This window comes from Lysinibacillus sp. CTST325, from assembly GCF_054665055.1.
Window position 1 is genome coordinate 440,431 of record NZ_BAAFHO010000002.1, and the last position, 18,883, is coordinate 459,313.

General features: G+C 33.5%; 20 protein-coding genes and 1 pseudogene. 6 read left to right on the forward strand and 15 right to left on the reverse strand.

Translation table 11 applies throughout. The annotated features are described in order from the left end of the window. Positions 1-12: 12 nt before the first annotated feature. From vanR to fabZ, 3 genes are all read right to left on the reverse strand, one after another. Positions 13-708 carry a VanR-ABDEGLN family response regulator transcription factor gene (gene vanR / locus ACYQ73_RS07530; RefSeq protein WP_460011906.1) on the reverse strand — a complete coding sequence of 232 codons (696 nt, stop codon included), beginning with the start codon at positions 706-708 and terminating at the stop codon, positions 13-15. A 191-nt stretch (positions 709-899) separates the two neighbouring features. Continuing rightward, entirely contained in the window at positions 900-1,661 is a 762-nt protein-coding gene (locus ACYQ73_RS07535; RefSeq protein WP_460011907.1) for a glycosyltransferase, read from the reverse strand. Positions 1,662-2,197: 536 nt separating this feature from the next. Beyond that, a complete protein-coding gene (gene fabZ / locus ACYQ73_RS07540) occupies positions 2,198-2,623 on the reverse strand; it encodes a 3-hydroxyacyl-ACP dehydratase FabZ (RefSeq protein ID WP_132357947.1) in 426 nt (141 codons plus the stop codon). 349 nt (positions 2,624-2,972) lie between these two features. Between fabZ and ACYQ73_RS07545 the strand changes: the two genes are divergently transcribed. Beyond that, a complete protein-coding gene (locus ACYQ73_RS07545; protein WP_460011908.1) occupies positions 2,973-3,593 on the forward strand; it encodes a LysE family translocator in 621 nt (206 codons plus the stop codon). A gap of 44 nt (positions 3,594-3,637) precedes the next feature. Here the strand turns inward: ACYQ73_RS07545 and ACYQ73_RS07550 are convergent, their stop codons facing one another. Then, complete coding sequence (locus ACYQ73_RS07550) at positions 3,638-4,180, reverse strand: GNAT family N-acetyltransferase (RefSeq protein WP_460011909.1); 543 nt, start codon at positions 4,178-4,180, stop codon at positions 3,638-3,640. Positions 4,181-4,426: 246 nt separating this feature from the next. Between ACYQ73_RS07550 and ACYQ73_RS07555 the strand changes: the two genes are divergently transcribed. Beyond that, positions 4,427-5,767 (forward strand): NAD(P)/FAD-dependent oxidoreductase, encoded by a 1,341-nt coding sequence (locus ACYQ73_RS07555; RefSeq protein ID WP_460011910.1) that lies wholly within the window; start codon positions 4,427-4,429, stop codon positions 5,765-5,767. A gap of 350 nt (positions 5,768-6,117) precedes the next feature. Here ACYQ73_RS07555 and ACYQ73_RS07560 read toward each other — a convergent pair whose 3' ends face one another. Further along, positions 6,118-6,291, reverse strand: a complete 174-nt coding sequence (locus ACYQ73_RS07560) for a hypothetical protein (RefSeq protein WP_323653585.1) — start codon at positions 6,289-6,291, stop codon at positions 6,118-6,120. A 173-nt stretch (positions 6,292-6,464) separates the two neighbouring features. On the opposite strand from ACYQ73_RS07560, the gene ACYQ73_RS07565 reads away from it, so the two are divergent. Next, positions 6,465-6,926 carry a GNAT family N-acetyltransferase gene (locus ACYQ73_RS07565; protein WP_460011911.1) on the forward strand — a complete coding sequence of 154 codons (462 nt, stop codon included), beginning with the start codon at positions 6,465-6,467 and terminating at the stop codon, positions 6,924-6,926. 101 nt (positions 6,927-7,027) lie between these two features. Here ACYQ73_RS07565 and ACYQ73_RS07570 read toward each other — a convergent pair whose 3' ends face one another. From ACYQ73_RS07570 to ACYQ73_RS07580, 3 genes are all read right to left on the reverse strand, one after another. Then, positions 7,028-7,375: a YkgJ family cysteine cluster protein gene (locus ACYQ73_RS07570; RefSeq protein ID WP_460011912.1), complete on the reverse strand. Its 348-nt coding sequence runs from the start codon at positions 7,373-7,375 to the stop codon at positions 7,028-7,030. Positions 7,376-7,587: 212 nt separating this feature from the next. Next, positions 7,588-8,463 (reverse strand): alpha/beta fold hydrolase, encoded by an 876-nt coding sequence (locus ACYQ73_RS07575; protein WP_460011913.1) that lies wholly within the window; start codon positions 8,461-8,463, stop codon positions 7,588-7,590. Between the two features lie 55 nt (positions 8,464-8,518). Beyond that, complete coding sequence (locus tag ACYQ73_RS07580) at positions 8,519-9,277, reverse strand: MBL fold metallo-hydrolase (RefSeq protein WP_460011914.1); 759 nt, start codon at positions 9,275-9,277, stop codon at positions 8,519-8,521. Positions 9,278-9,393: 116 nt separating this feature from the next. On the opposite strand from ACYQ73_RS07580, the gene ACYQ73_RS07585 reads away from it, so the two are divergent. After that, positions 9,394-9,804 carry an Lrp/AsnC family transcriptional regulator gene (locus tag ACYQ73_RS07585; protein WP_460011915.1) on the forward strand — a complete coding sequence of 137 codons (411 nt, stop codon included), beginning with the start codon at positions 9,394-9,396 and terminating at the stop codon, positions 9,802-9,804. A 48-nt stretch (positions 9,805-9,852) separates the two neighbouring features. On the opposite strand, the gene ACYQ73_RS07590 is transcribed toward ACYQ73_RS07585, so the two are convergent. Further along, positions 9,853-10,344, reverse strand: coding sequence for a hypothetical protein (locus tag ACYQ73_RS07590; RefSeq protein ID WP_460011916.1), 492 nt, complete (start codon positions 10,342-10,344; stop codon positions 9,853-9,855). 135 nt (positions 10,345-10,479) lie between these two features. Between ACYQ73_RS07590 and ACYQ73_RS07595 the strand changes: the two genes are divergently transcribed. Beyond that, entirely contained in the window at positions 10,480-10,659 is a 180-nt protein-coding gene (locus ACYQ73_RS07595) for a hypothetical protein (protein WP_460011917.1), read from the forward strand. Between the two features lie 191 nt (positions 10,660-10,850). On the opposite strand, the gene ACYQ73_RS07600 is transcribed toward ACYQ73_RS07595, so the two are convergent. The 4 genes and pseudogenes from ACYQ73_RS07600 to ACYQ73_RS07615 all read right to left on the reverse strand — a co-directional run bounded on the left by ACYQ73_RS07600 (position 10,851) and on the right by ACYQ73_RS07615 (position 16,855). Further along, positions 10,851-11,294, reverse strand: a complete 444-nt coding sequence (locus ACYQ73_RS07600; protein WP_460011918.1) for an NUDIX hydrolase — start codon at positions 11,292-11,294, stop codon at positions 10,851-10,853. Between the two features lie 564 nt (positions 11,295-11,858). Then, a pseudogene (locus ACYQ73_RS07605) lies at positions 11,859-12,857 on the reverse strand (IS1595 family transposase). A 148-nt stretch (positions 12,858-13,005) separates the two neighbouring features. Beyond that, the gene (locus tag ACYQ73_RS07610) at positions 13,006-16,125 is read right to left on the reverse strand and encodes a hybrid sensor histidine kinase/response regulator (protein ID WP_460011919.1); all 3,120 of its coding nucleotides are present in this window, start codon (positions 16,123-16,125) and stop codon (positions 13,006-13,008) included. 319 nt (positions 16,126-16,444) lie between these two features. After that, complete coding sequence (locus tag ACYQ73_RS07615; RefSeq protein WP_460011920.1) at positions 16,445-16,855, reverse strand: NUDIX domain-containing protein; 411 nt, start codon at positions 16,853-16,855, stop codon at positions 16,445-16,447. Between the two features lie 213 nt (positions 16,856-17,068). Between ACYQ73_RS07615 and ACYQ73_RS07620 the strand changes: the two genes are divergently transcribed. Then, positions 17,069-17,173, forward strand: a complete 105-nt coding sequence (locus ACYQ73_RS07620) for a YjcZ family sporulation protein (RefSeq protein ID WP_460011921.1) — start codon at positions 17,069-17,071, stop codon at positions 17,171-17,173. A gap of 220 nt (positions 17,174-17,393) precedes the next feature. Here the strand turns inward: ACYQ73_RS07620 and ACYQ73_RS07625 are convergent, their stop codons facing one another. Together ACYQ73_RS07625 and ACYQ73_RS07630 are read right to left on the reverse strand one after the other, a co-directional pair. Then, complete coding sequence (locus ACYQ73_RS07625; protein WP_460011922.1) at positions 17,394-17,966, reverse strand: DJ-1/PfpI family protein; 573 nt, start codon at positions 17,964-17,966, stop codon at positions 17,394-17,396. A 171-nt stretch (positions 17,967-18,137) separates the two neighbouring features. Beyond that, on the reverse strand, positions 18,138-18,662 hold the full coding sequence (locus ACYQ73_RS07630; RefSeq protein ID WP_460011923.1) for a GNAT family N-acetyltransferase: 525 nt from the start codon (positions 18,660-18,662) through the stop codon (positions 18,138-18,140). Positions 18,663-18,883: the final 221 nt, after the last annotated feature.

Genomic DNA, 18,883 nt, shown 5'->3' on the forward strand with positions numbered 1-18,883 from the left:
AGTTTTCCAAAGTCATTTTTCAATGGTATATCCCACTCCCCAGACAGTTGTTATGAATTTTGGGTTCTCCGCGGAATCATTCATCTTTTCTCGTAAATGTCTAATGTGGACCATTACCGTATTGTTACCGCTATAATATTTCTCGCCCCATACTTCTTGAAATAATTCTTCTGATGAAACGACTCGCCCTCGATTTACACATAAAAACCACAAAATGGAGAACTCTGTAGGAGTAAGAGACAGTTGTTTTTCATTTAACATACATTTTCGAGTTTTTTGTTCTAAAATTAAGCCTGAAAAATCAATAATCGAATCATTTTGTAATGTCCCCTGATGATTGTACTTTGTAGATCTGCGAATTTGAGCCTTAACCCTTGCAATAACCTCCAATGGACGAAATGGCTTTGTTATGTAGTCATCAGCCCCTAATGTAAGTCCCGTTATTTTATCTATTTCCTCTTCTTTCGCTGTTAACATAATCACCGGAAAATGATATTGTTCCCGAATTCTTCGGCAAATTTCAAAGCCATCGATTTCAGGTATCATTACATCAAGAATGGCAAGATCCAATTTGATAGAGTGTATACACGCTAACGCTTCCTGAGCATCATAAAATTTATAAACATTAAAATTTTCATTTTTTAAATAAAGCTCAATTAAATCCGCAATCTCCTTTTCGTCATCAACTACAAGAATATTTATATCCATACTCATAACCACCTTTATGCAAATAGCTTCATCTTTCTTCAAAACCTTGATTTAACAATATTCCTAGAGGTTCTACTAATCAACCAACATCATATCATTCCGTTAAACTTACTGTCATGCAAAGTCTTATTTTTTATCTAAAGAATTACAAAAAAACCACTCGTTTGACAACGAAGTGGTCTAAAGAATTTTTATCTTGCTTGATCATCATAATAGGCTTCATTAGCAGCCTTTTCATTATTGCCTTTTAAATAAGCTAAAATCATACCTGGTCGTTTCAGTAACATCCAGTCTCCATAATGGTCAAATCGTCTGCACGAAGTAATCATTCCATTTTTAATCGTTCCGTATTTTTTACCGTTCTTCTTGCCCCATTGTTTTAAACGCTTAGCAAAATCGGCATCTTCTGCCATTAACATATTCTCGTTAAAACCATTTATTGCCTGGAAGTCTTTTTTATAGCACCAAAAGATCCCAACAGAAATAAAACCATACTTGAACAGCAAAGGAACAATTAGCAACATGCTTGATACTACTATACCTAAGGACATTCTTTCAAAATTTCCGTTCACGCCCCCTCCAATGAATTGATTGGATGCTAAGTGCTTTTCAACCTCAGATAGCATGTGTTCTGTCATTCGAGTATCAGCATCAATTGTAATGAGAATCTCGCCTTTTGCTAACGCAGCTCCAGCATTTCTAATTTTGGATAAATTTTTATCGTTATTTTCCAATGTCACGCAATTGTAGAATTGCGCAATTTCTTTCGTTTTATCAGTACAACGATTTAACACAACAATAACTTCTACTTGATCTTTATAAGGTTGTGCAGCCTTTGCAATCGACTCTAGACACCCACCAATATAATTTTCTTCGTTATGAGCAGGTATTAGAATAGAAAATTTCACATTTCCATCAGGAACATCTTTTATAAAAGGCGTGCTTTCCGACATATAAAATCCTCCCTTAACAATTAGCTCTCGTTATTTTAATTTAAGTATACATGTAAACGCTTCCCTTAATATTTTTATTTTTGGGTTTTTATGTCTATTCTGTAACAACATTTACACTGTAGTAAAATGAATTAAGTCCCGCTTTAGAAATCACTTCCACATTAAAATTTTAGGCAAAAAAATAGAGCTGATATTGTGAACATCAACCCTTATGTCTTATTTTATTTAGGATGTTTATTCATTAGAACTTCTTTTAATTGATCTACTTGAGATGAAAACAGCCGTTGAGATAATAAATATTCCAGTACATAGCCACATGGTTATCCCATTCCATTGACCGTTGAAAATTGTAATATTTGTGAGGACGATAAATTGCATGACACAAATTGTTATATATAGAGCTAAGGGATAGTTCATGAAACCACCTCCATTTCGAAGTCATCCTTTTATTATATTATTCAACAAATACAAAAAAATCCTTTAAACAAAGAACAAGAGTACTGCAATGATTTTTTGCAGTACCCTTAAATCTTTTTTTAGCTTCCAAATGCGAAAATAAGCTCTGTTTCACAAGCTATTTCTCCGTCAACTGTTGCTATTCCACGTCCTTTACCAATGGCACCCTTTAAGCGTGTAATTTCCACTTCAAGACGCAATTGATCACCAGGTTTAACTTGTTTTTTAAAGCGACAATTATCAATACCTGCTAGTAATCCAAGTCGTCCTTGATTCCCTTCTTTTGTGAGCATAATAATGGCACTTACTTGAGCTAATGCTTCGACAATTAACACACCTGGCATCACTGGATAATTCGGGAAATGTCCATTAAAAAATTCTTCATTGATCGTTACATTTTTAATGGCTACCGCTCTCTTCCCCTCTTCTAATTCCAATACTCTATCTACTAACAAAAAAGGATAACGATGTCTAATAACTTCTTGTATTTGTTGAATATCCAGCATAAAGAAAACCTCCAAAATATTATCACCTAATTCTATCATTAATTATTAGTAGTTGGTACTATTTTTATGTTTGTTTTACAAAATAAAAGCCACATCTGCTTATATGTGGCTTGAAATAATATTTGGAATCTATTCTCTAACTTAGTACTATAATTCAAAACACAAAACGTTATACAAATATAATCAAAATGTTTTCTGAATTTAATAATAGTTATTTTCACTGCTCTTTTCAGTATTTCATTATCGACAGGTATATAGAAGATAGCATATAATATTTTTTGCATTCATTAAGTTAATTTTATTATTCTCTTAGCTGAATGTTTAGTTTATTAGAATAGGATGGGTAAACATGTTATCTTTTATTGCAATAGTTCTTCTTTTATTTTTAATTCCTGGTCCCGCTGTTATCATTACCATTACGCAAACACTGAAAGGTGGTAAAAAGAACGGTATTTTCACTGCTCTAGGTATCGGGCTTGGTGACTTAGTCCATACGTCAGCAGCTGTATTAGGGTTATCAGCAATTTTAATGAAATCAGCCACTGCGTTTGAAGTAGTGAAATATATCGGTGTTGCATACCTTGTTTATTTAGGTATTCAAATGCTACTAACGAAGCCGCAAAAATTAGAAAAACCAACTGTTGAACAAAGTCCAGCAAGTACTGCGTTCCGCCAAGGTTTTTTAGCGGAAATTTTAAATCCAAAAACTGCTTTATTTTTCTTAGCGTTTTTACCACAGTTTGTTCAACAAAATGGCCAATCTATCACGATGCAATTATTAATTTTAGGCATTACTTTTGTTGTGATGAGCGCTTTGTATACTATTTTGTTAGCTATTATTACTAGCTTTATTGGCGAAAAAATCTTTACGAAGACATCAAACAATGGTTCACGTTGGCTTGAAAAGGCTGTTGGTTTCGTTTATATAGGTCTAGGCGTTAAATTAGCACTTCAAACTCAAAGTAGATAATATATAGTTTCTTAGGGAGAACACGATAAAAATGTGCTCTCCTTTTATATTTCAAGAACAAGTCCCATTTCAACTCTTACTTCCTTTTTTTCAATATCTTCATTGGAATAACTTAATAGGTCACATCCAATCAGTTGAAATCCATGCTTTCTGTAAAATTGAATGGCAGGATAATTAGAAGTTTGCGTTTCTAAAACGATCGCCCTCACCCCTATTTCTGTTGCTCGCTTTTTCACCAAAGCCATGAATTTACTGCCAATTCCTTTATGTTGATGAGATTGATCAATATGAATATCATTAATTCTTAACACATTATGCCACTTCTCTTGGCTGATGCTAACAATCCCTATTTCTTCTTCATTTATTTCAGCAATATAACATTCAATATCCTCTATATGATCTTCAAAAATTTCTCCTTCCAAATACTTGTGAAACGGGGTTTCGAAATGTTTTAACGTAAAATCAATTGCCCAGCCATTTTCTCGTTCTTTATAAGCAACATCATAATAGTTGTTGGAGACGTATTGATAGATCATTTTTTTACCGTTAGGAAAGTGTTCTTTATAAATCCTTTTTATTTGAAACAACTTTAATCACCCTTTTCATAGTTCTTTAAATAACCTTATCGAATATGGATATAACTGTAAACAAATTATAAGATTTACAACTTGAATTAGCCAATTAAATTCACATTCGGATTCTTGGATCACTTGAATACATGAGTCCTGTTCAGTATAAACTTGTACACCTTAAAAAATTGTTTAGTTTTGTGTAGACAATCCACTTGTTATAAAATACTCTTATTACTCATTAATTAAAGTAGGTGTAAATAGATGTATGATATTACAATTATCGGTTCAGGTGTAAGTAGTGTTTTTTTAGCATATACCTTATCACAAAGTAATCAAAAGATATTAATTCTTGAAAAAGGAAAATCTATAGAGGAGAGAAATTGCCCTTTAGATCGAGGCGAGACATGCAATTGTAATTTATGTGAGAAATATTTTGGTTTTGCTGGTTTAGGTAAATCAGAAGGAAAGTTTAATTATTCAACTGAATTTGGCGGCGAATTAGAGCAAAAAGTAGGTAGAGAGAATCTTCAACAATTAATGGATGAAGTTGACGAAATTTTATGCCGTTTCGGTGGAGACTCCGTTACCAAATATTCCACAGCTAATACAGAACTCTCAAAAAGAGCCCAATTATGTAACTTACAGATGTTAACTACCGAGGTGAGGCACCTAGGTACGTCACTTTCAACAAAAATTTTCCAACAAATTTATAAAGTTTTATCAAGCAAGATAGATATTCAATTTGAGGTGGATGTGCAAGATATTATAAAAGATAATAATTCTTTCACTTTAATTACAAATAAAGGTAATGTCAATTCTAAGCAAGTAGTGTTTGCAACAGGTCGTTCCGGAACAGATTGGTTAAAAAAACAGTGTTCTAGTCTTGGAGTTAAACAAGGTAAGACTCGTTTAGATTTGGGTATTAGAGTTGAAATGGCAGAACAACAGCTACGTTTAATTTTGGAAGATACCTTTGAAACAAAACTTGCTTATGCACATGAAGATATCATTTCAAGTACTTATTGCATGAATCCTAAAGGAAGAATTATTCGTAAATATCAAGAAGGTTTAGTCATGCCAGATGGTCAAAACTTTCGAGAGCAAAAGAAAGGAACTTCTAACTTGAATTTCACTTTGTTCACTCCAACATATTTCCCTACTCTTGAAGAAGCAAATACATATGCACATAAGGTTATCGGGGAAATAAATAAAGGGACAGATCGTATTGTAGTACAACGTTATGGAGATTTAAGGGAGGGACAGTCTACAACAAAAGAAAATATGAATAATAATCGAATTCAGCCTTCGTTACAAGCTGAATTTGGGGACTTAACTAAAGAAATTCCTTTACTATATATTCAAATCATGCAGGGATTTTTACACCATTTGGAAAAATTTATTGGTGAAGCCATTGACGGGGATACATTGCTTTATGGTATGGACGGAAAATTTTATTCACCAACAATAGAAACTGACGGAGATTTCCAAACAAATATTCAAGGATTATATGTAATTGGAGATTGTTCAGGAATTACACATTCATTATCACAGGCAGCAGCTAGTGGTATTTTCGTTGGTAAACATTTAGCTAGTAATTGTTAGTTTGTTAATTGCTTTTTTTCCAAAATCATAAATATTTTTTTAAAAGATTTCATTGTTTTAACTAAACCAATTAATAGGAAGTCAATAATTTTCACTAAAACTAACTATTAGCTGGTTTAGCAGCATAAAAAGCTGTCTTAATAACAGCCATTAATCTTTGTATGATTTATTTTGAATATCTTCATACCATTCCAGTGCTTTTTGCCGGCAGATCTTTTTTGCGCGACAGCGAAGCGGAAGTAGCAACAAGATAAAATATTTGCTTATTGCCCCATTTGTGCTGTTTTATGTACAAGCTTATAGACCTTTAGCAAACCAAAAGTCTATAAACTTGATGTGGCCTATTCTATTTATTGTTTAGGTGTATTTGCGGTTAGTGGATTACTGTTTGCTACTAATTGTACTGGTGTCGTACCTTGTTGAGCAGACTGTGTCATTTGTTGTGCATTATCCATTAGCCCAAAACGTTTCAGTACACCAAAAATAGCCGCGCCGCCTATAATGCCCCATGCTAAAAATCTCACGGATGAAAGCCTCCTTTCTCATATCGAATTTTTTAAAACAGCTTTAGTATTGGAAATCCTATACGGTTTATACTGCGTTAGCTATACGAGGTTTTTGTCCAATTTGCAGATTATTCACAAAAATAGCAGAATATAGTAAAATAATATAGTATAAAATTCGAAGGAGGTAGTACATGAATATTAAAATTGCTTCATTAGAAGAAATCCCACAAATAGAAATATTGTATGAAGAACTGTTTTTAGACATGTCAAAACTACAACCTACATACATAGCACCTGCAAAACAGGATGTAGAGTTTCTTAAAAACATCATTTCGGAAGAAAAATCAGACATTTTCGTTGCTGAATTTAATAACAACATTACCGGATTTTTACTAATTCAAGAATTAGCTACTCCTTCTTATTCTTGTATCGTTCAGCATAATTATGCCTATATTATGGATATAATTGTTGGAGGCCAATACCAAAGCAAAGGCATTGGTGCACTATTGCTACGAGAGGCAAAAAAATGGGCAGAAGAGCGTAAATTAGATTACTTGGAGTTAAGCGTTTTAGCAGAAAATATTGGCGCTATTAACTTGTATGACAAACATGGATTTAATGAAACGAGCCGTACTATGCGATTAGAACTTTAAAGATATGTATGATATTAGAGCCTGCAATGAAAAAAGCAGGCTCTTTTATATTAGGTCAAAATGTAAACTTCCTCTCTTTTACTTATAACCTCTAAAGTCCATTACATAAAGTCTTTCCACGTAAAATCAATACTTAAAATACCTATTGGAAGCTCGTTAGCAATATAGTTTTTTCCAACGGCCACTTTTGGTTTACGGAAACATACAAGATTATTATAATAACCAAAAGCTCGGCAAATAGACGGACGTACCGAATGAATTCCACACCGATCATTTATTTCGTCATAAAAAATACAAGTTCCATAAAAACGTTGTTGATTTTTTAAATCTAGGCTCATTTTTTTAGGCATCGCTTTGATTTTCTTTTTTATTTTCTTTAACTCTTGTTCTGTAATTGGAACAGGCCCACAACACATCCCTCTACAGCCTTTACAAGGTAATTCTTCCATAAAACAATCATCTCCTAGAAAAAGCAAGTGTTATAATTCGTTTTTTGATTTGAATTCTCTAGTTCAGTAACTCAATTAAAGCAAAAAAATAGGACTCTCCTGGCCAGGAGAACCCTATTTTACACTTAAAATTAATAATTGTAAATTATAGCATAAATGAATTATTTTGTCAATAAAATAATCTACACATTTACCAGTATTTACCATTATATTCAATAATATTTATTTAAAAAGTCAATGATCACATTATTTATTTTTTCTAAATAATCTTCTGAAGGGAAATGGCCCATATTAAATGATTGAAAAATAGTCAAATTTGGTATGACTTGTTCAGCTCTTTTTTTGATTTTCTTTTCTGGAAAGAAAATATCCTTTTCTCCAGCGATAACCAATGTAGGAGAAATGTAATTTTTTAATTCTTTTCTACCTGTTAGTTTCGGCATTTCTTGTTCTAATTTTACGTAACGAAAAATATCTCCAATAATCTGCCGATCAAACTCTTTCATGCAATTAGCAGACATTCTATCAGCTATTTGCTCAAGATATTTGGCTGACGAAAAATTTTTAAACAGTAGCAAAGGGAATAAGATATGTTGAATCATCTCCATTTTGGAGCCAACTTTTAATCCAGCTGGGGATACAAGCGTTGCACAATCAATCCTATCTGGCATATAAGCGGCGAGCCTTAAAATGATACCCGCTCCATACGATGGTCCTAAGAAAGCACATTTCTTAATATTAAAATAATCCATCAATTCAACTATCCATTGCGCAAAGCTAAAATCCTTTGCTGAAATTCTCTTTTGCTCACTATATCCTGGGTGACCAATTGTGTCTGGCGCATATATTCTATATTTTTTTATTAACGGCTTAAACCAGGATAATGTCATCGGATTAATGCAATTCCCACCTTGAAAAATAAACAATGGCTTTCCTTCTTTCGGACCCGCCATAAGCACATGTGTTTTACCGATGGATGTATCCACAAAAGCTCTTTCAACTTCAAAATCAAAAGAATTTAAATACTGCTCATAGTGATTTAAAATTTCCAATCTACCTTTTTCACTAGTATAAATTGAATGCTTCATTAGATCCCTCCTGCATTGATTTTACAGGATTTGGCTAATTTTTAAACCACTTTATTTAAAATGTGTACTCTTCACCATCATCCGGCACAAATACATGTGCAGCAATTCCTCTCTCATTGATAAAGCTTTTTAAATCAGCCCTTGATAATGTCCAATGATTGACCGCTTCCATATGACTAACGATAATTTTTGCGTTTGGAGCAGCTTTGTATACTTCATCAATATCATCTTTCCCCATTATGAGAGAACCTCCCTCCAAAAATTGATTATCTCCCCCATTAACAACAATAATTTCTGGATGATTTTTTAGGAGCACTTCTCGAACTCCGTCATACCATACTGTATCTCCAGCGATATATAATTTTTTCTCATTTGGATGATTAAAGACAACACCACACACTTGACCAGTCAATTTTAAAATTTCTCCCCTGCCGTGTTGACCTTTTGTTTTGATTAATTGAATACCTTCAAAGACAGTATCTTCTTGCAAAACTTCGACATTGAAAAAACCAGCTTTTTTAACTTCATTCGCATCCTCTTCATTTTGAACATACATTTTAAGATCTTTCGGTAGTACTTCTTTAGCGGTTGGATCAAAATGATCTAAATGTAAATGAGTTACGATTACAGCATCGACATTAATGAGATTGTCAATGGATGTTGGTAATTCAACTAATGGGTTATGTTGATCCTGTCTCACAGAATTTTGAACAGGAGGATATGCACCTTTGTTTGCTAAAACAGGATCAACTAAAAACCTTTTCCCTGCATATTCGATTACTAAAGTGGCATTGCGGATTTGTTGAATTTTCATATTTATTACTCCTTTTCATTAAATTACATTTAGTTTATACTATGTCCAAATAGTAATTACATAGTTTAAATCAAGTCTTTTAGCGATTTGACTTGAATCATGAAAGGAGTTACTACATGTTAGATAGTACGGATTTACGTATAATAGATGAGCTTTCTAAGAACAGTCGTATTACGATGAAAGAATTAGGTGAAAAGGTTCATTTGACCGGGCAAGCTGCGTCATCGAGGGTGGCAAGACTTGAAGATAATGGAGTTATTGAGAGCTATACAATTAATGTGAATCATATAAAATTAGGTAGCAATGTCCATGCATTTATTAATATTTATACAAAAAGTCCGTACCATGAACCTTATCTGTCGTTTTTAAAAACACAGCAGCAATTTATTGTTAATAATTTTAAAATCAGTGGAGATAGTTGTTATCTTCTTGAATGCAGGTTCCCATCAAACGAAGTATTAGATCAATTTTTAGTCGATTTAAATAACCATGCAAACTATAAATTGTCTATTGTCATTAGTAAATAGTGAGATACCAGGATCTCTCCATGGATAGCCTGGTATTTTTCATTCGCTTCAATTTTCCACTTTTACATAAACGCTACCGAATAACTTCCCATCAATATAGGCATCCAGCTTCCATATGTCGCCATTTTGGAAAGTCATATTAGTTGGAGCATGGTTATCTGCGCCACTGTTCGGTCCAAGTAACTTTGCATTTGAAACAAACTCCACTTCTTTAGTTGTCAATTGGTGAGTTCCCTTGATACGAAGGAAGTCTCCTGATTTAACGCTCTCTCCCCAAAAGTGCCAACCATATTTTCCTGTTTGGCTAGCCACTATTTTCTCTTCTTTATTATGCGTAAATCCTAATAATTGCGGTTCACCGATGAAGCTTAAATTTTCAGATGAAAAATACTCGCTTTCTTGCCACTCATTTTCTTTTTCTAGAGCTTCTCCAACAAGTCTCGAACTATTATCCTGTTGCATTATGCCGTCGGATTCTTTATGTGAGCAACCTACTAATACAAATCCACAAATTGTGACGATACCTATAATTCTTTTCACGTTTATTTCCCCTTTTTATTGTGTAACGATTTTTTATCATTTTTTGTTACAAAATTTATCATGGTCATTTCCGTTATATTCTAAGAGTAATTGCACAATCTAAACTGTAACTAAACAATAACGGAGGTTATAGCAATGAAAAAATTCTTATATATCGGAGCAATGGCAGCATTCCTATTAACTGCTTGTTCTTCTCATGACGAAGCTCCTGCTAGTGAACAAGCAGAAGCAAAAGAAAAGACCGTCAATGCTGAAACAAAAGAAAATCTTGAGAAAAGTTATCTATATGAATCGGAAGATCCGTTTACAAAATAATTGAAGAAGACAGATAACTAATTAAGGTTATCTGTTCTTTATTTTACTTTTCGACTATCGTTTATAAACGATACGTCATAGTTAAACGTTTTGAGACTCCTAATGATTAAACAATAAAATCAGTCTTATCATATGGAATTTGATCAATCATATGCGTATCTTATGCTCATGTTTCATGGCTGTTGCTAACTTTATAACTGTAATAATGCTTTATTAACTGTCCAGCTTTGGTGTTCGTGGAATAAGCAATCAATTGCTTGCATTGGTTCCATCCATAATAGGAAGTGGTCAACTTCAGTTGGTTTACTTATTTGTCTACCCTTATCGCATAAATAAAAATAACCTTCGCTAAGGTAATATTTATATTCATTTGTAGAATAAAAATATCTCTGGGCACACCCTATAAAATGACCTAATTCAATATCCATTCCCATCTCTTCAAGGGCTTCTCTTTTTAAACATTCCTCGTGAGACTCATTTTTTTCAATTCCACCACCAGGAAGAAAAAAGTTACCATCTTTTGTTTGAATAATCGCTATTTTTTCTTTCTGACTATTGAACATTAGACAATAAACAGCAGGTCTCCATATGTAGTTTTCGCCTTCTTTTTTCTCACCGAATGTGATAATACCCATAATTAATCCTCCTCTGTCTCTGATTCGCTTAATCTTTATCATTCCTTATTAAACTAAATTGCTTCGATAGTTAAAGAAAAAAATCCTGCAAAAACAGGATTTTAAGCGAACTTTATTTCTTTAATTTAGGTCTGTTAAATTATAATGTTGATAATCGAATAATAACGAGTTTCCTTGATTTTGATTCTTTATGGTTCAGAAATTCCATTTGCCAACAGTAACAAAAATATCAATATTGATAACGGTATCATAAATGTAATGTTTGAAAGAATACTGAACACCTTTACAGTTATATTTTTAGACTTGATCCCTAAAATTAACGACACAATAAACCCAATGTCTATCAAAACATATAAGAAAATTGGAATCCATAGATTTATATTCGGAGACCTAAATACAAAGAAAATAAATAATGCAACTAAGAACAATACTAAAGTTAAAATGATTGGATAAACCTCTTTATGTTGTTTCAATATATTATCTCCTTTCATTTTTTGTTTCAATTGTAATAGTGAAATGTAATAACTTGGTGAATTTTCGTAATTTTCTATTTTCAAATAAGGACTATGCACTAAATTTTGTTAGTCTCAAATTATCATAGGTATTAATCATTTCAAATACTAATGATGATAATAAAAATTCTTTATTATGCTGATTGGTATTTTCGTTACTTATCGACAAACAAGAACCAAACAAGGTAATTTATCAAGATATTTCGTAGCTACACCTTTAAAACGACCTATCCATTGTTTAAGCGAGAATGGAGACCGTTGACATTTCGAATGTGATATAAGCCCTTAATAATGTGCTTTCCATCGTTTGATTTAATCCGATAATGCTCCAAGCCCTTTTCTTTTGCATAGGTTTTATAGGCTCTCCAAGAATCGGTTACAAGCACGTTTTCATTAGACAATTTAGAACCTTTTGTTTTAACAATACGCCCCATACAAGCAACTTTGGAGACAGTTGCTTTGGTTTGGCCTCTGACAACAGACTTGTTCGTTGCTTATTCCCCTATGGTTAGATTTCCCACCTATTCCGAGGCTTCCGTTCAGTAATTCCACGTTGCCCTTTTTGAGAGTATAGAAAATAGGTTTCGTCAATTTCAACAATACCTTCAAAATGCTCAACATCCATTTGTTATAAAGCGGTTAGTAGTTTATGACGCCAGTAAAAAAGAGTAACCCAAGTCACTCCAACAATTTCAGCCGATTTTCGTAGGGAATAGCCTTTAAACATACAATCAACAAAGGTAATCCATTCGTTTCCTTTTCGTGTACGATAAAGAACTATATTAGTTGTATCCGTTAAGGTCTTTCTACAACTTTTGCAACGATACCGTTGACGACCATTGACTTTGCCGAACCGTACAACGTGTTCTGATGAACAATAAGGACATTCAAACCCTTCTTTGAATCGAGTTTCTCTCATTTCATTAATTAAACAACCACCAGCCGGGGAAAAAGGGTCAACATAGCGTTAAACTCACCGATACACTTGTTCTTTTTGGGTATGTGATAATTTATCGATATGCTTTAACAAATTGCTAAACGCTTTGCTCACCTTGATAACCTCCCCGAACATTTGTGCTTATATTGATTATATAGGAAATACTGACACTTATCAAATATCAACAATTACCTTTAACAGAACCTTAATTTAAAAACTGCCCCACATTATTAAATGGAGGAGCAGCTCAATATGAATGTTCTTATTTCACCATCAATTCACACTTAAATTGCTTTGATTTTTCTTTCTTTTTAACAACAAATGATATTGATGTCCCTTGATTTAGTTTACTTGTGATGCGAAGTCCTTCACCATAATGTTGTTTTAAGCGAAGATCTGTATTAAGCAAACCAATGCCAGTTGATGTCTCCGATTTTCTTACAAGTAAACGTTCCATTGTCGCTTCATCCATACCAATACCATCATCCGACACAATGATCTCAATGTACGTGTCGTAATCTACAATGCGAATATGAATATTCCCGCCATTTTCACAAGGCAAAATACCATGTTTCAAAGCATTTTCAATTAATGGTTGGATGGTCAGAGATGGTATCATGACGTCTGTCGAAACTTCCAAATCCCACGTTACATTGATCCGCTCCCCAAAACGCTCTTTATGAATATATAAATAAGATCGAACAAGATTTAACTCATCCTGAATTGGAACAAGCTCATCAATATTTTGGAACTTAAATGATTCCCTTAAAAAATCACTCAGTGCTTCAAGTAGCTTACTAGTACGTTCAATATCAATTTCACTTAATGTGATAATGGCATTTAATGTATTGAATAGAAAATGCGGCTGTATTTGTGCCTGAAGCCAAGCTGCCTCCATTCGAAGCCTTTCTTGTGCAGATTGTTTAACATCGGTTAGTGCTTTTACTCTTGATCTTAACTCTAAAGCGTCCACAGGCTTCGTGACGTAATCATTAGCACCAGATAAAAATCCATTCTCAATGTCTTGAGACTGACTTCTTGCCGTAAGAAGTAACACAGGAAGTTCTGTTATTGAAAATTGCTGACGAATTGCACGTACTAATTCGTAGCCAGACATATTTGGCATCATCACGTCTGAAATGACCAAATCCCACTCTTGAGACTCTAATTTTCCGAGTGCTTTACTACCACTTGTAACCGTTACTAAGTCGTATTTTTCTATTGAAAGTATTGTTTCGATCACTCTTAAGTTCACTGGATCATCATCGACAACCAAAACTCTAGGTCGATTTGCTTCAATAATTGAATGGTTTTCAGTTTGATCATCGAATGGGTTTGTAGAAGTCGCTACTGCTGATTCTTCCTTCGCACTTGATAGCAGAGCCTCATGTTCTGAAGCATTTTGCTCATCAGGTAAATCTGATATAGGTAAGGTAAAAGTAAATTCAGAACCTTTTCCTACGATTGAATTTGCCTGTAATGTCCCCCCATGTAATTCAACCAAACGTTTACTAATACTAAGCCCTAGCCCAAACCCGCCTTCAATCATTGCCTTACTAAGGGTACCCTGCTCATAAGGTTCAAATATACGTTGAATGGTGTTCTCATCAATACCAATACCAGTATCTGAAATGACAATTTCCGCCATACCATTTCTCACATGACCTGATATTGTCACTTCACCTTCGTTCGTGTATTTCACCGCATTATGAAGAAGATTGAAAACAATTTGAATAACTCTATTTTCATCAGCAACTACTTTTGGAAAGTTTTCAGGGATTTGATTAATTAACTGAATCTGCTTTCCTTCCCTCATAACATAGAGCATATCTAACACACCCGATACAATTGGGTGAATCGAAAATGTTTTAAGGTTTAGTTTGGGATTATTTTCTTTTAAGCTCATAACATCTAGTAAATCATTTAACATTAGTGACATACGCCATCCGACAGACAGCACTGTTTCTAAATCCTTGACACTTTTGTCACTGAGCACACGATCTTCTCTTTCCAAAACAGCTTTTGAAATGTTAAGGATGCCATGAAGTGGATTTCGTAATTCATGAGACGTATTGGCAAGAAATTCATCCTTTAACTTAACTGTTTTTTGGAGCTTAATAGCAAGTTCTTTTGTATCCGAATGGACTTTAGCATATCCTTTAAACCATAAAATAGCCAAACAAGCTACTGTTATAACAAGATCAAATGGATACATAATTACTTTGATTCCAAAAATAAGAAGTAGTCCATCCCAAATAAGATTATTACCAAATGCTAAAATAGCAAGAAGTAAAAAAATATTACTTTTAATCTCTTTAATAGATTCACGCATTACTGTTAGGATCGTTATAACGATCGGGATTCCTAAAATCATAATGTAAATGCCTTGATTGATTACTATATAGCGAGTAGACAGCACGATTGTCAACAATGATGCTATACCACAGAAAATACTAAACAAACGAATATATTTTCTCACATGTTGAGGTAACCAATGTTTTATGCATTGAAGCATTGAAAAGCCTATGCCGACCATAGACAGATGAACTAATTTAAAGGCCCAGTCGTAACTAATCGGAAACCAATAAGATAATAATTTGTCATCGCTTCCTAATAGGAAATAAATCATACAGCTAATCGATAACAGTGAAAAGTAAAGTAATCTTCTTTCTTCCATGTTTCCAACAAAAAATAAAATAATGGAATAGATAGCATGTAGTAAAAAAACAACTGCTACTAGTTGTTGCATATTGATCGACAATTGAGTTTCACGAGCTAATATATCTTCTTTCCCAAATTTAATGGAGCGAACAATTCCACCGTTACGAGGGTCCTTAAAATTCGAAGCCTGAACAATAATGTCGATTTCTTTTTGACCGTTCGCTTCAAAAGAAGCAGTAAACGGAACATTCTTGGCAACTGTTTTTTCTGCACTTTCCCCTATTTGGCCTGATTTTGCCAACCGCCTACCATTTACATATATTTCTGAGGAACTTCGAACACTTGGAACTCGAATACTGTAAGTTATATTGTCTTCTGGATTAACGAGTAATTTTAAGCGATAAGTACCGTAACCATAAGGTGTCATCTCTCCCTCTTGTAAAGATGAACTCCAACCTTTAGGAACCTGTATGTATTTAGCATTCTTCGAGGATTCTAAATGCGGTTCTTCACTAATCAACCATTTATAAGGATAAAATTCCCACTCTCCATCAAGTGTAACAGCATGACCGTCATTAAAATCCCAATTACTTAAATCCAACTGCCCTTTTACAGCATGTGGTTGTTCTGTATTATCAAATAATTTCAGCCATAAAAGTCGTGAACCTGTTAGAAATATAATAAACAAGCTAATGATGAGAACAATTTTTTTCTTTTCCATTAAGAATAATTGTCAAAAGGTATATTGTGTTTTTCTGTTATAACACAAGCTCTTTAGGCAAAACCACACCCCCTACGATATATTATCCTATCAGAGTTACCATTACTTTTAAATCTATTTCTTAAATTATTATCCAATTTTTACAATGTATTAATATTGACCTTTTATATAACAGAAAGAAGGCTTTTTGATATCGAGTGTTTGGACACCCGCTGAAAGAAGTTAAATGTTTCTAGGCCGGCTGAATGTAACAGCTCTCACTGTTAGGCAGAGTGCCATCCAAATCAAATAAAATTGTATCCCTATTTCCTCCTAAAAATTACAATAACTTTAACTGTTTAAGAGCATAATCTGTTGTCATTGTAATGTTTTCTGGTATTTCGTCTATTGAAAACCACTGTACTTTCTCTAAAGCATGCGGTTCTCTATTTTGCACTTCCCCATTCGTAATACGAGCAGCGAAAGTAGGTGCAACAAAATGAATATCTTCTGTTTGAATAATATGGTTGGTCACACATACTAATCCTGTTATTTCGATGTCCACTCCAAGCTCTTCTTTAATTTCTCGTATAATCGCATTTTCTATTGTTTCCATATAGTCAACCTTGCCACCAGGTAAACTCCAACAGCCGGCTTCAGGTGCTTTTTTACGTAAAACAAGTAAAATTTTATTAGCCTTATTTTGGATAACCGCCCCCACGCCAACCTTTGGTAATTTTCCTTTTTCCATTATCCTTTTCCTCCTCTATTAATAACTAACCTCTATCGAAAGCTATTTGTGAATAATAAGTTTTTTTATATTATTTCTTCCTATTTTCGGGGTCACTTTTTTTAGAAAGGTCTTTTGATCTTAATTACGAATTTATTTATATAAGTTAGATAATTACTTTCTCTCCTTTTTACAGCGTTACGTATTATAGACTGTAGAAAGGAAGGATCTAGTATGAGCTACTCAGGTGATGGTTACGGCACATGGTCAGCTTTTGCCCTAATTGTAGTACTATTCATTCTTTTAATTATTGTCGGTGCTACTTTCATTAAATACTAAAATTTGACATCACCAACTTCTCTATTGCTCATATTTCACTAGAGAAATACTAACTTACCCCTATACCTTCTATATTTATTACTAAAGGTCACTTTCCTCCGGGGATCCTTTTTATTTTTGCTTTCTAAAAATAGTCATCCTTGATTAAATATGGACTACGAACGACAAAACCATGTTGATTTTGTTTGTTGAAACGGGTAAAACACACCATTCACTTGATTTAGAAATATAACCCCTTACCAACTGGCTGAACAGTTTCTAGTACAGTATCAACCATTTCTTCATTAACTAGGGTCCTTATGATCCAAGCTACTAAATCTTGCGCAGCATAACACCCTGCAGCAGTCGAAATATTTCCTTCGTTGACGAAACTTTGTTCAATTACATCTACATCAAATTCTTTAAGCTGCTCTACTACAGTTGGATATGTTGTAGCTTTTTTACCAGTTAATAAATGTTTTGCGCCTAGTAGTAGCGCACCCGAACACATAGAGCCTATTAATTGTCTTTTAGGATCTAAATGAATATTATGAAGATATTCTTGATTTTGATATAAATCTTGAACACCCTTTCCGCTTGCAAATATTACAGCGTCAGCAAAAGGGATATCAGATAGGCTTCCTGTCATCGGTATTCGTAAGCCTGACATAGATACATGTGTTTTTTCTGTTCCCAATAGTTGGACATCCCAATCTGAAATACTACCAACTAACCGTACACGATTTAATAAATCCCATGGTAAAAAAACATCTATATCTGTGAAATTATCGAAACAAACAATTGCAATTTTCATTTCCTTACCCTCCATAGTTTTACTATTTAAGCAATTCTATTATAACAACCCGAAGGAATAATATGGGTATTTAACATTTATTAATGAGAACCCCTTTTATTTCATCGATTTAACGATAAAAACCAAGACAGTAATTAAACCATCTTGGTCTAGGCCTTTTATGATGTTTTTTTACTTAATTAGAGAAAAAATATTAGTATCATATGGAACACCATTTTGGTGCATATAATTTTTTAATATCCCTTCTTTTTCAAAGCCTAACTTTGTTAATAGCTTGTTTGAAGCTTCATTTTCGGTAAAAACAATCGCCCCGATACGCATTAAATCCATCTCTTGAAACCCAAATGATATTACTCTATTAACAGCTTCCTTTGCATATCCTTTTCCCCAGCTCTCAGGAAAAAGTGCATAGCTGATGTCAGCTCTTTTATGCTCAGTGGACCACTCTTGAAAACCAATCGTACCGATAATACCTTCTTGCCCTTTTAATGCAATTCCCCATTTAATACCGCGTTTTTCATCATAATTCTTAGAAAAATTTTTAATTATTTGTTTAACTTGCTCTAAACTTGTTAATGGATTCTGCCCATAATGGCGTAAAACTTCAGCATTTGAAAAGCAATTTAAAACATCTTGGGCGTCATGTTCAGTAAGTTCTCGTAACACTAATCGTTCAGTATCTAAAATAGGAAACATCTTCTTCACTCCATTTCCAAATAAGGTATATGTTAGATTCTATATAAAAAAATGAGCGTTGCATTATTTATTTTTCAAGTAACTTCCTTCAATAAATTTCGATATTGCCATCATGGCTAAAAAAGCAATTCCTTATCAATATTATAGGGTTAAATCCCCAATCATAAGGTAATTGGCCCTGAGCTTCTTATTCAGTGCAACATAGTATAAAGATAAAAAGA

What these genes read in the sequence shown, in the direction of transcription:
- vanR (WP_460011906.1), bottom strand. Translation starts at nt 708, where the DNA reads ATGGATATAAATATTCTTGTAGTTGATGACGAAAAGGAGATTGCGGAT.
- ACYQ73_RS07535 (WP_460011907.1), bottom strand. Translation starts at nt 1,661, where the DNA reads ATGTCGGAAAGCACGCCTTTTATAAAAGATGTTCCTGATGGAAATGTG.
- fabZ (WP_132357947.1), bottom strand. Translation starts at nt 2,623, where the DNA reads ATGCTGGATATTCAACAAATACAAGAAGTTATTAGACATCGTTATCCT.
- ACYQ73_RS07545 (WP_460011908.1), top strand. Translation starts at nt 2,973, where the DNA reads ATGTTATCTTTTATTGCAATAGTTCTTCTTTTATTTTTAATTCCTGGT.
- ACYQ73_RS07555 (WP_460011910.1), top strand. Translation starts at nt 4,427, where the DNA reads ATGTATGATATTACAATTATCGGTTCAGGTGTAAGTAGTGTTTTTTTA.
- ACYQ73_RS07565 (WP_460011911.1), top strand. Translation starts at nt 6,465, where the DNA reads ATGAATATTAAAATTGCTTCATTAGAAGAAATCCCACAAATAGAAATA.
- ACYQ73_RS07570 (WP_460011912.1), bottom strand. Translation starts at nt 7,375, where the DNA reads ATGGAAGAATTACCTTGTAAAGGCTGTAGAGGGATGTGTTGTGGGCCT.
- ACYQ73_RS07575 (WP_460011913.1), bottom strand. Translation starts at nt 8,463, where the DNA reads ATGAAGCATTCAATTTATACTAGTGAAAAAGGTAGATTGGAAATTTTA.
- ACYQ73_RS07580 (WP_460011914.1), bottom strand. Translation starts at nt 9,277, where the DNA reads ATGAAAATTCAACAAATCCGCAATGCCACTTTAGTAATCGAATATGCA.
- ACYQ73_RS07585 (WP_460011915.1), top strand. Translation starts at nt 9,394, where the DNA reads ATGTTAGATAGTACGGATTTACGTATAATAGATGAGCTTTCTAAGAAC.
- ACYQ73_RS07595 (WP_460011917.1), top strand. Translation starts at nt 10,480, where the DNA reads ATGAAAAAATTCTTATATATCGGAGCAATGGCAGCATTCCTATTAACT.
- ACYQ73_RS07600 (WP_460011918.1), bottom strand. Translation starts at nt 11,294, where the DNA reads ATGGGTATTATCACATTCGGTGAGAAAAAAGAAGGCGAAAACTACATA.
- ACYQ73_RS07610 (WP_460011919.1), bottom strand. Translation starts at nt 16,125, where the DNA reads ATGGAAAAGAAAAAAATTGTTCTCATCATTAGCTTGTTTATTATATTT.
- ACYQ73_RS07615 (WP_460011920.1), bottom strand. Translation starts at nt 16,855, where the DNA reads ATGGAAAAAGGAAAATTACCAAAGGTTGGCGTGGGGGCGGTTATCCAA.
- ACYQ73_RS07620 (WP_460011921.1), top strand. Translation starts at nt 17,069, where the DNA reads ATGAGCTACTCAGGTGATGGTTACGGCACATGGTCAGCTTTTGCCCTA.
- ACYQ73_RS07625 (WP_460011922.1), bottom strand. Translation starts at nt 17,966, where the DNA reads ATGAAAATTGCAATTGTTTGTTTCGATAATTTCACAGATATAGATGTT.
- ACYQ73_RS07630 (WP_460011923.1), bottom strand. Translation starts at nt 18,662, where the DNA reads ATGTTTCCTATTTTAGATACTGAACGATTAGTGTTACGAGAACTTACT.